The sequence below is a fragment of the Amycolatopsis roodepoortensis genome, assembly GCF_024628825.1.
Classification (GTDB): domain Bacteria; phylum Actinomycetota; class Actinomycetes; order Mycobacteriales; family Pseudonocardiaceae; genus Amycolatopsis; species Amycolatopsis roodepoortensis.
Genome location: NZ_CP102415.1, coordinates 2,001,670 through 2,016,668, shown reverse-complemented (window position 1 = coordinate 2,016,668; position 14,999 = coordinate 2,001,670). Strand labels below are relative to the sequence as shown.

Sequence of the window (14,999 nt, the reverse complement as noted above, 5' to 3'; positions counted from 1 at the left end):
TTACGCCTTCAATCACGCGAGTTACGTCTCCAAGCACGCGAGTTACGCGTTAGTTGCCGGTGGCGCTGGGGAGCAGGGCGGGGCAGCCGGCGGTGATCCAGGCCGGGTCGTATTCGAAGTGCCACTTCTCGTTGTCGTAGCGGCGGCACCAGCCGAGCGCGCCGCCGTTCTTGTCCACCCAGGCGGCCGAGTTCAGCGGCTGGATGTCGACGGCGATTCCCTTGACGTGCATGGAAGTCTCCGGCTGCAGTGCCCATTTCTTGGCCTGCTCCACGGAGCCGAACCGCTCGACGGCCTTGTCGAATTCACGTTGCTGCTGGGCCCGGCTGCGTTTGCCGTCGTTCACGCAGAGCGTGACGTTCTGCTCTTTGGCCTTGGCGCGGAGGGCGTTCCACGCGTCGATCACGTCCGGGCGCATGCCGAAGGTCTCTTCGTCGACATAGCGCTTGTCGACGGCGCAAGTCGGGCCGGACTCGGGTCCGGGGACCTCTTCGAGGACCGCGAGCGCCTGCCCGGTCACCTGCTTGACGGCGAAGCCGGTGGCGCCCAGCGTCACCATCGCGGCCACGACGAGTCCCAGCGCCACGAACACGCTGATCACGGTCCGGCGGCTGGAGATGGATGTGGTCGGCACCACCTCGAAACTACCCAGCGCCCGGCGGGGCGCCAGGGTTTGTGAGGTTGTTCCCAGAACCGCCCGGTAAGCCAACCGAATCGGAAAGCCCAGGTGGAGGGCGGCGTTGCGAAAGCCACTTTCGCAACCTTCAACGTTGCGAAAGTGGCTTTCGCGACGTTCCTGCGGGGCCGTCGGCGGCTGGGTGTCGCGAAAGCCACTTTCGCGACGTCTGACGTCCTGAAAGTGGCTTTCGCGACGCGTCCGGCGAGGCGCGACTCAACGGCTCAAGTACCCGAGCCACCCGCCGTACGACGTGATGTCCTCGGCGCCCTCCACCGCGCCGGGTTCGCACACGAACCCGGACACGTCGCTCCCGTCGGCCAGCCGCACCTTCCCGATCGCCAGCGGCGCCGGGACACCGGCGACGAACTCCCCGAAGCCCGCGAGCGGCAGGTCCCACACCTCGGCCTCGATCGCCGCGCCGCCCGAAGCGACCCGGACGAGACCGGGCTTCGGCGGCACGGTGTCCAGCGCGAACAGCCGGTACTCCGCCGCGGTCGGCCCCGCCGCCACGAACCGGCCGCCCCGCGAGGTCAGTTCGTGGTTCAGCGGCTGCCCGCGCAGATGGGCGCCGACGACGGCGATCCGCGTCCGCCGCGGCACCGAGCGGGCGACGTCGGCGAGGATCCGGTCGGCGTAGGCGGCACCGACCAGCATCACCCCGAACGGCAGCCCGCCCACTGTCCCGGCGGGCACGGCCAGTGACGACAGGCCCAGCAGGTTCGTCGAGTTCGTGAACCGGCCCAGCCGGGCGTTCACGCCCAGCGGATCGGCCTCGACGTCGGCGATCGTCGGATGTTCCGTCGTGGTTGGCAGCAGCAGGCAGTCCACAGTGGACAAGACAGCCGACGCTTCCCGCGAAAGATCCCCGAGCGTCGCGAGGTCGGAGAACAACCGGTGCGCCGGGATGTCCTTGGCCGCACTGATGATCCGCCGCACGGCGGGATCGACGGCGTCCGGGTGGGCGTCGATGAACTCGCCGACCGCCGAGTACCGCTCGGCCACGAACGCGCCCTCGTACAGCAGACGCGCCGCGGCCAGGAACGCCGATATGTCGACAGTGACCAGTTCGGCGCCCGCGTCACGGAACTCGTGAGCCGCCGCGGAGAACGCCTCGGCCCAGCCTTCCTGTAACGGACCCAGCTCCTCAGGCACGCCGATCCGGAAAGGGCGATTCAGCATGGGAAGATCCCGCGGCTCGCTCAGGCAGGCGAACGCCGCCGTCGCCTCGTCGACCGTCCGCGCGAACACGGTCACGCAGTCGATGCTCGCGCACGCGGGCACGACACCGGTCGTCGGCAGCAGCCCGCGCGTCGGCTTCAGCCCCACGATCCCGTTGAACGCGGCCGGGACCCGGCCGGATCCGGCGGTGTCGGTGCCCAGCGCGAGATCCGCGATCCCGAGCGCCACCGCGACCGCCGACCCCGAACTCGACCCGCCCGAAACGTACGCGGGATCGATCGCGTTCCGGACCGCGCCGTGCGGGCTGCGCGTGCCGACCAGCCCGGTCGCGAACTGGTCCAGATTGGTCGTGCCCAGGATCAGCGCCCCGGCCGCACGCAGCCGCGCCACCACCGGCGCGTCCTCGGCGGGCGAGTAGGCGTACTCGGGGCAAGCCGCCGTCGTCGGCAGCCCGGCGACGTCGATGTTGCCCTTCACCGCGGCGAGTTTCCCGTACAGCGGCAAGGATTCCCCCGCCGCGCGACGGGCTTCCAGCTTCTCCGCGTCGGCGAGGACGTCTTCCTCCGGCCGCAGGCCGATCCAGATCTCGGGCCGGTCGACCCGCGCGATCCGGTGGTACGCGGCGCGCACCCGCTCCGGCACGCTCATCCCGCGCTCCTTCCCAGAACCACCAGCGGCGTGCCGGGGGCGACCTGATCGCCGGGGGAGACGAGCACCTCGACGACCTCCCCGGCGGCGGGCGCGGGGATCCGCGCCTCGGTCTTCATCGCTTCGAGGATCACCAGCGTCTCCGCCGCGTCGACCTTCTTGCCGGGCTCGACGTCCACCCGCCACACGGTCGCGGCGAACGGCGCCTCGACGACGTGCCCACCGGGCGGCGCCTCGACCTTCGTGGTCGGGACCTTGGCCCCGACGGGTTCCGGTCGCGGGTCGAATTCGCCCGCCGCCGCCCAGGCCTGCCGTTCCGCTTCGAACGCCGCGCTCTGCTTCGCCCGGAAGGAGGCGATGTCGTCGGCGTTGTCGGCCAGGAACCGCTCGTGGTCGGCCAGCGCGAACTCGCCGTCGGTGATGTCGAGTTCCAGTTCCCCCGCCGAACTCTGTGCCCGCAGGTCGAGCAGTTCCTCGGCGGTCACCGGGTACCACGAGATCCGGTCGAAGAAGCGCAGCAGCCACGGTGAACCCGGTTCGAACGACCCGCGTTGCCGCCAGCCGCTCCACACCTGCACGGTCCGCCCGACGAACTGATACCCGCCGGGGCCTTCCATCCCGTAGATGCACAGGTACGAGCCACCGATGCCCACGGAGTTCTCCGCGGTCCAGGTCCGCGCCGGGTTGTACTTCGTGGTGACCAGCCGGTGCCGCGGGTCCAGCGGGGTGGCCACCGGCGCGCCGAGGTAGACGTCGCCGAGCCCGAGCACCAGGTACTCCGCGTCGAACACCGTGCGATAGACGTCGTCCACACTGGACAGACCGTTGACCCGCCGGATGAACTCGATGTTCCACGGGCACCACGGCGCGTCGTCGCGCACGCCCGCCATGTACCGCTCGATCGCCTCGCGCGTCGCCGGGTCGTCCCAGGACAACGGCAACCGTACGGTCCGGCTCGGTACCACGAGGTCGGCGGTGCGCGGCAGATCGTGCTCCACCTCCTGTACGAGGCCGAGCAGTTTCGGCACCGGGAGCACGTCCGGGTCGACGTGGACCTGCAGTGAGCGGATGCCCGGGGTCAGGTCGACGACACCGCCGCCGCCCTCGAGTCCTTCTCTGGTCAGCCGATCGGCCAGCGCGTGGACCCGCATCCGCAGCGCCAGGTCCAGTTTCATCGGCCCGTACTCGATCAGCAGGTTGTCGTCGCCGCTGCGCCGGTAGGTGACCTCGGGATTCTCGTCCGACGTGGACAGACGACCGAGGATGCCGCCGTCGTCGATCGGCTTACGGCTCGCCTTGACCGCCGAGCCCGGCGCGATACGCAAAGAGCCCGCGTGCTCGGTCGTGATCGGCACGAACCGCACGGTGTCGCCCGGCCGCAGCTGGCCGAGTTTCCACCGCTGCCCGGTCACCACGGTCGCCGGGCAGACGAAGCCGCCGAGGCTCGGCCCGTCCGGGCCCAGCAGGATCGGCAGGTCACCGGTGTAGTCGACGGCCCCGATCGCGTACGGCGTGTCGTGGATGTTCGACGGGTGGAGACCCGCCTCGCCGCCGTCCTCCCGGGCCCAGCGCGGCCTGGGCCCGACCAGCCGGACACCGGTCCGGGCGGAGTTGAAGTGCACCTCCCAGTCGGTGGCGTAGAACGTTTCGACGTCGTCCGGGGTGAAGAACTCCGGCGCCGCGTGCGGTCCCTCCGCCGCGCCGATCTCCCAGTGCGCGGCGAAGACCGGGCGTTCGGCCTCGGGAACGGGGCCGGTGACATCCTGCTCCGGAAGAGGACCGGGGTAGAGGACGTCCCCGGTCGCCAGCGCGCGCCCGCCGTGCCCGCCGAAACCGCCGAGCGTGAACGTCGCCGCGCTGCCAAGGAAGTCCGGCACGGCGATCCCGCCGCGGACGAGCACGTACGCGCGGAGCCCGGCGGTCCCGGTGCCGACGTCGAGCACTCCGCCCGCGGGGATCTCGACCGGCGTCCACTGTGGAACGGGGGCGCCATCGACGGTCACCGGCGACGGCGATCCCGTGACGCAAACGATCGCGTCGTCGGTGAACTTCAGCGAGACACCGTCCACAGTGCACTCCAGGCCCGCCGCGCCTTCGGGATTGCCCAGCGCGCGGTTGCCCAGCCGCAGGGACAGGTCGTCCATCGGCCCGTTCGGCGGGACACCCACGTGCCAGAATCCCAGCCGGCCCGGCCAGTCCTGGACGGTGGTCATCGTGCCGCCGCGCAGAACCTCGATCCGCGGTTCGGGGTCGGCGATCGTGTCGAGGGTCGCGGTGTCGTGGGTGACCTCGTGCAGCCGCCGATCCGCGGCGGCCGCGCGCAGCTGACCGAGGTTCGTCCGGACGCCGTCCACCCGGCTTTCGCCGAGCGCCTCGCCCAGCGCGGACAGCGCCTCGGCCCGGTCCGCGCCGACGGTGATCACCTTGGCGAGCAACGGGTCGTAATGCGTCGTCACGTTCGCGCCGGCCTCGACCCAGCTGTCGACCCGGACGTTTTCGGGGAAGTCGGCGCGGGTCAGCAGGCCCGCGCTCGGCCGGTGCCCGGCGGCGGGATCCTCGGCGTAGACCCGCGCTTCGATCGCGTGCCCGCGTGGCGACGGCGCGGTGGCGAACATCCCGGTGTCGCCGTCGGCGAGCCGGAGCATCCACGCGACCAGGTCGATCCCGTACACCGCCTCGGTCACCGGATGCTCGACCTGAAGCCTCGTGTTGACTTCGAGGAACGCGGCCTCTTCGCGGACTGGGTCGTAGATGAACTCGACCGTCCCTGCCGACCGGTAGCGCACCGAAGCACAGAGGCCGACGGCCGCCGAGACCAGTTTATCCCGCACCGCTTCGGAAAGTCCCGGAGCGGGGCACTCTTCGAGCACCTTCTGATTGCGCCGCTGCAGGGTGCAGTCCCGCGTGCCCAGCGCCATCACCTCACCTGTGCCGTCGCCGAAGACCTGGACCTCGACGTGCCGCGCGCGGGTCACGAGCCGTTCGAGGAACACGCCCGAGGTCGAAAAGCTCTTGGCCGCGATACTCTGCACCGCTTCCCAGGCGTCGCGCAGTTCGGCGGCGGACGCGCAGGCGCGCATGCCGATCCCGCCGCCACCGCCGGTGGCCTTGAGCATCACGGGATAGCCGATCTCCTCCGCCGCCGCCTCGGCGTCTTCCAAGCCGGCCAGCAGCCCGGTGCCCGGCAGCAGCGGAACGCCCGCCTCGACGGCCTTTTCCCGTGCGGTGTGCTTGCTGCCGAAAACCTCCAGATGCTCCGCGGCGGGACCGGCGAACCGGATCCCGGCCGCTTCCACGGCCCTGGCGAAAGCGGCGTCCTCGGACAGGAAACCGTAACCGGGGTGGATCGTGTCCGCCCCGGTCTTCAACGCGGCTTCGATGATGGCGTCGGCGAGGAGGTAGCTCTCCCTCGCCGGCGCCGGGCCGAGCCGGACGGCTTCGTCGGCGAGTCGTACGTGCGCGGCCGTACGGTCGGCGTCGGAGTGGACGGCGACCGTCGGAATGCCCATCTCCTTTGCGGTGCGGATGATCCGGACCGCGATTTCCCCCCGGTTGGCGACGAGCAGCTTCACGCGTCACCGCCGGTGACGATCATCCGGACCGGTGTCGGGTCGAAGCCGTTGCACGGGTTGTTGATCTGCGGGCAGTTCGACACCAGTACCAGAACCTCGGTCTCGGCGCGCAGCTTGACCTCCAGGCCGGGCGCGGAGATGCCGTCGACGATGCCCAGCGTGCCGTCCTGTTCCACCGGCACGTTCATGTACCAGTTGACGTTGCTGACCAGATCTCGTTTGCCGAGACCCCATTTGGCGCCCTCGGTCAGGAAGTTCTCGACGCAGGCGTGCTGGTACCGCGTGTGCTGGCCGTAGCGGAGGCTGTTCGACTCCTTGCTGCAGGCGCCGCCGATCGTGTCGTGCCGTCCGCAGGTGTCTTCGACGACGGTCAGCAGCGGCGCGCCCTCGCCGGTGCGCAGCACACTGCCGGTGGTCAGGAAGATGTTGCGCTGTGCGGCGATCGTGGCGGCCGCGCTGTATCTCTTCGCCGTGTCGGCGGCGTCGTAGCAGAGGAAGTCGACGGCCTGGTTGCCGCCGAGATCGATGATCGCGAGCGTCTCGCCCTTCCGCAGCACGGTGGAGTACGGCGCCCGCGCGGCGACCACGGTGTCGGAGATGATCGTCATGCCAGGCCCCTTGCGGTGAGGTAGTCGGCGGTGTTCTCGAAGGCGCGCTGTGCTTCGGGTGACGCAGTCCATTCGGGACTGTCCGGAGTGGACGGCGCGGACTGCTGGGCGAGCACGCGCAGCGGGGTGACCGTGTAGCCGGGGCGCGGGTCGAGCGGATGCGGCACGTTGGCGATCAGGACGACCACCGGCAGTTCCGTGCGCAGGACCACGGTCTTGCCGGGGCCCGCCGAGCCGGTGAACGTCAGCCCTCCGTCGGCCTCCACGTGCACGCCCTGGAAGAAGGACAGGCTCGGCGGCAGATCGCGCGGGGTGAGGCCGTGTTTGGCGGCGGCGAGGGTGAACAGCGCGTTCCCCGACGGCGAACCGCCCTGCGGGCTACCATCCCCGTAGCGCCCGGCGTTTCCGTCCACAGTGGACGTTCCGCAGAGGGCGTCGTGCTTGCCGCTCTCGTCGGTGACGACGGTCGCGAGCACCCGCGCCTGGTCCGACAGCAGCGCGATCGCCTCGCCGAGATAGGCGTTCCACTGGACCTTCACCGTGTCCGCGACGTTCAGCCGCTCCCAGGGCTGGTCCGCGTTGTACAGCAGCAGATGCGCGCAGGCGTCGCCCTCGACGTCGGTCAGCCGCAGCTCGGTGCCGCGGGCGAGGACCTTGTGGGTGTAGCCGCCACCGGCGACGGTCTCGGCCCAGACCAGCTTCGCCGGGTCGATCCCGGGCGGCGGATCCGGCCAGGTGGACGCGGGGATGGACGGCATCGCTTCGGCCACCGTGCCCGCTTGGGCGCGGGCGTGGTCGCGAGCGCCGTACGTGGTCGATGTCGTGCTCATGGAACCTTCCTTCAGGTCGCGGGGACGGGAACCGTGGTGAGCGCGGAGCGGCGGCGCCAGCAGAGGTAGCCGGTGAGCAGCGCGGCGCCGACGAACTCGATCGGGAACAACCGGACCCAGACGGAACCGGTGCCCGCCAGGTCGTAGATCTCGGCTCGTGGCCAAGCGATGTTGACGATCATCATCGCGCCGTACCCTACTGCCGCGATGTTGACCGGAATAGCCCATCGTCCCAGCGAGAAATGGCCGGGTTCGGCGCTGAACCGGCCTTGACGGCGCCGGATCAGCAGCGGTCCGGTCACCAGGAGATAGGCGAGGTAGACCACGACCACCGAGGTGCCGGTGATGGTGCTGAAGATGGTCGGATTCCCCAGATTCAGCAGCAGAAGCCCGATGGCGAGCAGCCCGGAAAGGACCGCTGGCGCGATCGGCGTACCGGTGCGGGCGTTGACCGCGGAAAGGCGTTTGGCGCCAGGGAGCGCGCCGTCGCGGGCCATCGAGTAGATCAGGCGGACGGTGCCGGTCTGGATGGTCAGGGTGCAGACGACGACCGCGATCGCGACGTCGGCGAGGAAGACCCGGCCGAGGGTGTCGCCGAAGACGGCCGTGATCACGTACGGCAGGCCCTTCCCGGCGAGTTGCCCGTCGGTCAGGCTCGGTGCCGCCATCAGCGCGGTGATGACGACGGCGAGACCGCCGACCCCCGAGATCAGCAGTGCGCGAAGCACGGCACGCGGGGCGATGCGGCGCGCGTCCTTGGTCTCTTCGGCGACGGAGGCTGCGGTGTCGAAGCCGTACAGAACGTAGGCCGCCATCAGCGCCGAAGCGAGAACGCCACCGGCTCCCGGGCTTTCACCGGCGGGCTGGAGCACGACCTGCGGGCCGCGGACGGCGAACAGCGCGAGACCGACGATCAGCACCAGGACCCCGACGAGTTCGGCCCCGACCCCGATGTCGTTGATCCGCGCCATGAGCCGCACGCCGCCCGCGTTGATCGCGGTGGTGAGGACGATCAGCAGGGTGCCGAGCAGGACCGCGTTGCTGGCGCCGGTCGGGGAGGTGATCGCCGGATCCCCGCCGACGAGCTGGAACCCGCTCCAGACCGACGGGAGGACGACCTGCAGCGCGATCGCGGCGCCGGCGAGGGCCACGACGCAGCCCACCAGCATCATCCAGCCGGCCAGCCACCCCGCGAATCCGGGGGAGAGGTGTTTCGCCCACTGGTAAACCGATCCGGCCAGCGGAAATCGGGCGGCGAGTTCGGCGAAGTTGAGCGCGACGAGCAATTGCCCGGCGATCACCAGCGGCCATGTCCAGAAGAAGAGCGTGTCGCCGAAGGAATAGCCGAAGGCGAACAGCTGGAACACCGTCGTAAGGATGGAAACGAAGGAGAAACCGGCGGCGAAGGCGGAGAAACCGCCCAGTGTACGGCGAAGTTCTTGGCGGTACCCGAAGGCGGAAAGGTCCTCGGAGGGCATTGCGGAGGCTCCTGTCTCAAGGGCCGGATTTCGATCGGCTGACCGAAATTAAGCGCGTGCGGGATCCTTCCGATCTCCGCCGGGTAAGCGCGGTGTTAACAGATACCGGATTCGGTAACCTTGGCCGACCGCCGGACGTAACAAAGATCTTCGCGGAGAAATGGCAGGATCGGATAGATGACGAAAACGACCGGGGTGGGCAGGCCGAGAGCCAGCGGCGCCGCCGCGAGCAAACAGGAGGCGCGGCTCGCCGTCTTGGACGCGGCGGGGGAGCTGTTCACCGGTGCCGGGTACGCGGCGACGACCACCCGGGCCATCGCCGAACGCGCCGGGCTGCGCCAGGCGTCGCTCTACTACCACTTTCCGTCCAAAGAGGACATTCTCGCGGCGCTGCTGGAGGACACCGTCCGGCCGTCACTGGACGTCGCGGGCGGGCTGTCGGCCAAGCTCGCGCCGGTCGGCACACGGCTGTGGGCGCTGGCCTACGCGGACATCAACCTGCTCGGCAGCGCGCGGCACAACCTCGGCGCCCTGTACCTGCTGCCGGAGATCTCGTCGCCGCGGCTGGCGCGATTCCGGGCCGAGCGGGCGGAGCTCAAACGCGTCTACGGCTCGCTCGTCGCGGCGGCCCGGGTCCCCGCAGACCTTCGCGGCATCCGGACCGACCTCGTGTTCGGGCTCGTCGAGAGCATCGCGATCGTCCGGCGGGACCAGCCGGACCTGGACGTCGAGGCGCACGCCGTCGAAGGGGCCGACGGCGTGCTGAGGCTCGCCGGTCTCGGGGAACCGGACGCCGCGCTGCACAGGGCGGCGCGGGCGTTACTGGAGGGCTGAAAGCCGGGTCAGGCGGCGGTGGCGTGCAGTGCCTTGCTCAGCACGGCCACCGTCAGCTCGACCTGCCAAGGCCGGGCGCCACCGTCGCGCAGGACCTGGGCGACCGAGTCCTCGCTCAGATCCGCGGGGGGACGCCAGCAGGTGCGGCGCACCAGCTCCGGCAGCAGCAGGTTCTCCACCGGCAGCCGCCGGTCCTCCGCGATCGCGGACAGCGCCGCGCGGGCGGCCGAAAGCCGGGCGGCGGCGTCGGGATCCTTGTCCGACCACCGGTTCACCGGCGGCGGTCCGTCGGTCTGTTGCGCGGGGGTCGGCAGTTCGTCGGCGGGGAGCGCGCGGGCGGCCTGCAGATGCCGCAGCCAGCTCGCGGTGTACTTGCGCTGGACCCGGCCGCTGAACACCGGCAGCGCCTGCAGCTGCTCGACGGTCTTCGGGTCCGCGGTGACGGCGTTGATGATCGCGCTGTCGGGCAGGATCCGGCTCGGCGCGCGATCGCGTTTGCGGGCGAGCTCGTCGCGCGCCTGCCACAGTTCGCGCACCGCGGCGAGGCCACGGGCGCTGCGGATCTTGTGCACGCCGGACGTCCGGCGCCACGGCTCGGCCCGCGGTGCGGGCGGCGGCGCGGTGCGGACGGCCTCGAACTCCTGCTGGGCCCATTCGAGCTTGCCCTGGGCGGCCAGGTCTGCTTCGAGTTTCTCGCGCAGCTCGATGAGCAGCTCGACGTCGAGGGCGGCGTAGTTCAGCCAGTCGACGGGAAGCGGGCGCTTCGACCAGTCGGCGGCGCTGTGGCCCTTCTCCAGCTGGTAGCCGAGAAGCAGCTCGACGAGGGTGCCGAGGGCGACGCGTTCGTACCCCGCGAGCCGTCCGGCGAGTTCGGTGTCGAAGAGGCTCTTCGGACGCAGATCGAGTTCGGCGAGGCACGGCAGGTCCTGAGAGGCCGCGTGCAGCACCCATTCGGCGTCGTTGAGCACTTCCGCGAGGGGTTCGAGCTGCCCTTCGAGCGGAATGGGGTCGATGAGGAAGGAGCCGGCACCTTCGCGGCGCAGCTGCACGAGATAGGCCTTCGGCCAGTATCGGTAGCCGGACGCGCGTTCGGTGTCCACGGCGATGGCCCCGCTGCCGCCCGCGATCTTCGCGCAGGCTTCGGCGAGGGCGGTCGCGTCGGCGATCACCGGTGGAGTGCCCTCGGCGGGCTCGCGCAGCAGGACCGGTCCACCGGTGTCGTCGGTGCCGGTCTTCGGGTCCGTCTGCGGTTCTCCGGGTCGGTCGCCTTCCATAGGTGAAGACCCTACGGGACGAGCGGGCCGCGCCTGGTCCGCCCGCCCCGCAGGGCTGTTCGCCTTTGTCAGCGGATCACGCCGGCACGCATGGCCAGCGCCACCATCTGAGCCCGGTCACCCGTGCCGAGCTTGCGCCCGATGCGGGAGAGGTGAGACTTCACCGTGAGAGCGGAGAGGCTGAGTTCCTCGCCGATCTCCTTGTTGCTCTGGCCGTCGGCCACGAGCTGCAGCACCTCGACCTCGCGCGCCGAAAGCTCGCGCGGGGTGTTGTCGGTGCCCGCGACCCGGGTGCCGGTGGCCAGGACCGGTGCGACGCTCGGGTCCGCGTAGACGCCGCCCTCGAGCACCCTGCGGACGCCGTCGGTCACTACGACCGGCGAAGCCGACTTGAGCAGGTATGCCTGGGCGCCGGCCTGGAACGCCGACCTGACCGCGTACGGGTCGTCTGATGAAGCGAGCACCACTACTCGAGGCCAGCCGTGGCTACGGAGTTCCGTAACCAGCTCGATGCCGCTGCCATCCGGCAGTCCGAGATCGAGGATCGCCAGGTCACAAGGCCCGGTGGCCTGTGCTCGCGCCCTCGCCTCGGCCACCGTGGCGGCCTCGTGGACGGTGCCCGCACCCATCTGTGCGAGTCTTGCTGAGATTGCCTCCCTCAACAGCGGGTGGTCATCGACCACCAACACGGAAAAAAGCTCTTCCCGCGGGTGCGGAACCATGCTCGCCGGCAATGAACCGGCTGGCGTGGATCGGACGGCCTGAGAAATGCCGACGGTAGCCACGTCACTACCTCCCTGGAGTCGGTCGTGCCCCCCGACCGGCACCGGGACTTTCGGCCGTTTAGCCGCGCCAGCTTTAGACCGAAAGTGGTGTCGTCGATGGCACTGTAGCCGCCCTGAGGCCTTCGCGGGGGGATCGAATGGGTATCTATCTCAAACCAGTGGTCACTCAGGGAGTTCGTAGTAACACGATCGGGCTAGTACACAGCCGGTGGCTAACACATCGCCGAAAGAACGCGATGGACTTGAGTTACCGGGGCGCGACCGACTGTGCAGATGGGGCGTGCACCTGCCGGTGCCGCTGCCCGGGAGCCTCGGCGGACGGTGCGGCGGGAGCCGGAAAGCGGCTCCGGCATGGGGCTTGATCAACTTCGCGGAGCGTCATGATCGCTTCGCTCGGTGACAATCACGGTGACGCTCCGGAAGCGTATCGGGGTGCTCGCGGGCGGATTCGATCTTGTTGCTGACGGTGACAGCCGGGTTAGCACGAACGGGGTGGTCCAGACCTCTGAGCGACCGGCTCCGCGCAGGTGGGAGCTGGTCTAGTCCAGATGGCCGCCAAGTGACCTTCGGGGGCGTACGGACGCTCTGAGGGGCTCGCGAATGGCTCACGAAGCCTCCTTCGGCCGCTTCGTGAGCGTTGCGGCTATCCGTGAAGGCCTCCTTGGCTGCTTTTCAACTTAGGTTCCCAAACTTATGACTGGAACCCAAGCTGGAAAGGGTGCTGGACCTGCGGGAACGTGGGTCCAGCACTCCGCCACTGATCATGTCCCTGCCCTGGTGTTGCGTGCTGTGTCGGCTAGACTCGGCGTGCACAAAATGGGGTCCAATGGCGACCGCCGCCCAGCGAGCTTGCTGGGGGTTTGTTCATGACGAAAGCTTTGACTCGCCGTCTGTCGGGTCGCCGTCTGTCCGAGGTAATCGACTCTGGGGAGTACCCGCAGCTGCGCGCGGTCATTTACGCGAGGGCGTCGAACGCGGTCAAGGGTCGGAAGGTCTCGGTGGCCTCGCAGATCGCGACGGGCCGCAAGTTCTGCTCCCAACACGGCATCGCCGTGGTCGCGGTCCTGGTGGACAACAACCTGTCGGGGTCGCGGTATGCGACCGAGGAACGCCAGGACTACAACGAGGCGTTGCGGCTGTTGTCGACCGGGCAGGCAAACACGCTGTGGACGTGGGAGAACTCCCGGGCTCAGCGGAACCTGTCGGTGTTCGCCAAGCTGCGCGACATTCTGGAAAAGGTCGGGGGCTACTGGGCTTACGACGACCGGATCTATGACATGAACGATCCGGACGACCGGATCGACACCGCCGAGGACGCCGTCGACGCGGAGCGGGAGTCGGAGAAGATCCGCAAGCGGACCCGCCGGGGTGTCGAGGCTCGCGCAATGGAAGGGCTGTGGGCTGGCCCGCTGGGCTACGGGTACCGGATCGTCTATGACCAGCGGACAGGCGAGGCGCACCGTGAGGTGGATCCGGAGACGGCGCCGTTCGCGGAGGCGATCGTGGACCGGTTGATCGAGGAACCGAACGCGTCGGTGCTGGTGCGGGAGCTGATCGAGGCGGGTGTTCCGTGCGCTCGCGGTCACGTGTGGCGGGCAGACCACGTGAAGAAGCTGCAACACCTGTCGAAGGACCCGCACGGCTGGGCGAAACTCATTGACTCGCTTTCCACCGCGCAGCAGGAGGCAGCGTATGAGGCGCTGGTGCGGGCGCGGAAGGACACGCCGTCTCAGGTCGCGCAGCAGATGAATCGGGAGCAGTGGGATCACCCGCTGCCCGGGGAGTGGAATGTGTCCAAGGTCCGCAACATCGCGCTCAGCCCTGTGATCGCCGGGTTGCGGGTGTTCCGCAAACAGATCATCGGCAAGGGAGTCTGGCAGCCGATCATCAGCGATCGGAAACGCGCGCTGATCGTGGCCCGCCTGGGCGATCCGAGCCGCAGTACGGTGCGCGACGGAACGCGGGTCAAGTACTTGCAGACCGGGATCCTGTTGTGCGGGATCTGCGAGACCCCGACTCGCTCCACCCCGCTGAAACGGGCGCGGCCCGGCTACCGCTGCCCCCATGGGCATCTCATGCGGGACATGGAACGCACGGACGCCTACGTGGTGGAGGCGGTGCTGTCCCGGCTGGAGTCCGAGGACGCGCGGGAGCTGTTCCGCTACGAGGACCAGGCCGACGAGCTGACGAAGGCCGTAGCGACCGCGCGGGAGCTGCGTGCACGGCTGGACGGGTTCACCGACTCGGCCGCCAACGGCGGAATCGGACCGGAACGTCTGTCCCGCATCGAGGCGAAGCTGGTGCCGCAGATCGAGGCGGCCGAGGAACGCGTGCGCCAGATTGGAGTGTCGCCGGTGGTCGCGGACCTGCTCGGCGCGGACGCCAGGACAGTGTGGGCGGGGCTGTCGCTGTCGCAACAGCGGGAGGTATTGCGGGCGGTGGTCACTCCCCGCCTGCTGCCCACCAAGGGCGGGCGCGCACCGTTCAACCCGGACGACATCATGCTGACCTGGCTGGGCGCCCCGGTAGCTATACCGGGCGTGGACGACTCGTTCGACGACGAAGTGCTGGCCGAGGTCAGCTGAGACGAATAGAGCGTGGCCCCGGCATCCTGTGAGGATGCCGGGGCCACGTGCTGTCAGCCGACTGCCTTGTTCAGGTGGACCCGGCGCACGGTCGGGCCGAAGATGCAGGAGAGCCGGTCACGCTGAGCCGTGGTGAACGGCGGTGCGGTGGCCGCCGCGTCCCGTGCGGCCTGGAGAACGGCGGGTGTGAGCACGGAGGCCGGATCGGTGATCGCCGTGCCGGAGCGGGTGTCAGCCACGGCCGGTCTCCCAGCCCTCGGCGGCCCGGTACGGGGTGTCTCCGGCGGTCTCAGCGGGCACAAGCGGTGCCCCCTGGCGGGTGCGGGGGTCTACCAGCGGGGTGACCTTCCTTTCGGTGGAGATGACGACGCCGAAGGCGGCCAGCAGGGTCACCAGGCCGGTGATGACACCGGTGGTGGCGTTGCCCTGGTCGGTGGTGATCAGTCCGGATCCGACGAGGCCGGACACGATCGCGGTGAGCGCGCCGACGATGGATCCGGCGATGCGCAGGGGGTAACGAGACACGT

Annotated in this window: 12 protein-coding genes; 2 read left to right on the top strand and 10 right to left on the bottom strand. The window is 69.6% G+C overall.

Annotation, left to right across the window (positions count from 1 at the left end; genetic code table 11):
- Positions 1–49: 49 nt before the first annotated feature.
- From NQK81_RS09235 to NQK81_RS09210, 6 genes are all read right to left on the bottom strand, one after another.
- Positions 50–637: a D-alanyl-D-alanine carboxypeptidase family protein gene (locus NQK81_RS09235; protein WP_126731566.1), complete on the bottom strand. Its 588-nt coding sequence runs from the start codon at positions 635–637 to the stop codon at positions 50–52.
- 255 nt (positions 638–892) lie between these two features.
- The gene (gene atzF, locus NQK81_RS09230; protein ID WP_257487868.1) at positions 893–2,506 is read right to left on the bottom strand and encodes an allophanate hydrolase; all 1,614 of its coding nucleotides are present in this window, start codon (positions 2,504–2,506) and stop codon (positions 893–895) included.
- Positions 2,503–6,078 carry an urea carboxylase gene (uca, locus tag NQK81_RS09225; RefSeq protein ID WP_257487867.1) on the bottom strand — a complete coding sequence of 1,192 codons (3,576 nt, stop codon included), beginning with the start codon at positions 6,076–6,078 and terminating at the stop codon, positions 2,503–2,505. The genes atzF and uca overlap by 4 nt, the downstream gene beginning before the upstream one ends.
- A complete protein-coding gene (locus NQK81_RS09220) occupies positions 6,075–6,686 on the bottom strand; it encodes an urea amidolyase associated protein UAAP2 (protein ID WP_257487866.1) in 612 nt (203 codons plus the stop codon). The genes uca and NQK81_RS09220 overlap by 4 nt, the downstream gene beginning before the upstream one ends.
- Positions 6,683–7,516 carry an urea amidolyase associated protein UAAP1 gene (locus NQK81_RS09215; protein WP_257487865.1) on the bottom strand — a complete coding sequence of 278 codons (834 nt, stop codon included), beginning with the start codon at positions 7,514–7,516 and terminating at the stop codon, positions 6,683–6,685. The genes NQK81_RS09220 and NQK81_RS09215 overlap by 4 nt, the downstream gene beginning before the upstream one ends.
- A gap of 11 nt (positions 7,517–7,527) precedes the next feature.
- A complete protein-coding gene (locus NQK81_RS09210) occupies positions 7,528–8,994 on the bottom strand; it encodes an amino acid permease (RefSeq protein WP_257487864.1) in 1,467 nt (488 codons plus the stop codon).
- Positions 8,995–9,171: 177 nt separating this feature from the next.
- Here NQK81_RS09210 and NQK81_RS09205 point away from each other — a divergent pair, with 177 nt between their 5' ends.
- The gene (locus NQK81_RS09205; protein WP_257487862.1) at positions 9,172–9,828 is read left to right on the top strand and encodes a TetR/AcrR family transcriptional regulator; all 657 of its coding nucleotides are present in this window, start codon (positions 9,172–9,174) and stop codon (positions 9,826–9,828) included.
- Between the two features lie 8 nt (positions 9,829–9,836).
- On the opposite strand, the gene NQK81_RS09200 is transcribed toward NQK81_RS09205, so the two are convergent.
- A complete protein-coding gene (locus NQK81_RS09200) occupies positions 9,837–11,102 on the bottom strand; it encodes a ribonuclease D (RefSeq protein ID WP_126731577.1) in 1,266 nt (421 codons plus the stop codon).
- A gap of 68 nt (positions 11,103–11,170) precedes the next feature.
- Positions 11,171–11,887: a response regulator transcription factor gene (locus tag NQK81_RS09195; RefSeq protein WP_034318331.1), complete on the bottom strand. Its 717-nt coding sequence runs from the start codon at positions 11,885–11,887 to the stop codon at positions 11,171–11,173.
- Positions 11,888–12,753: 866 nt separating this feature from the next.
- Here NQK81_RS09195 and NQK81_RS09190 point away from each other — a divergent pair.
- The gene (locus NQK81_RS09190) at positions 12,754–14,472 is read left to right on the top strand and encodes a recombinase family protein (RefSeq protein ID WP_257487861.1); all 1,719 of its coding nucleotides are present in this window, start codon (positions 12,754–12,756) and stop codon (positions 14,470–14,472) included.
- 53 nt (positions 14,473–14,525) lie between these two features.
- Here the strand turns inward: NQK81_RS09190 and NQK81_RS09185 are convergent, their stop codons facing one another.
- Together NQK81_RS09185 and NQK81_RS09180 are read right to left on the bottom strand one after the other, a co-directional pair.
- Complete coding sequence (locus NQK81_RS09185; protein WP_257487860.1) at positions 14,526–14,711, bottom strand: hypothetical protein; 186 nt, start codon at positions 14,709–14,711, stop codon at positions 14,526–14,528.
- A complete protein-coding gene (locus NQK81_RS09180) occupies positions 14,704–14,997 on the bottom strand; it encodes a hypothetical protein (RefSeq protein ID WP_257487859.1) in 294 nt (97 codons plus the stop codon). Before NQK81_RS09180 ends, NQK81_RS09185 begins: the two co-directional genes overlap by 8 nt.
- Positions 14,998–14,999 lie beyond the last annotated feature (2 nt).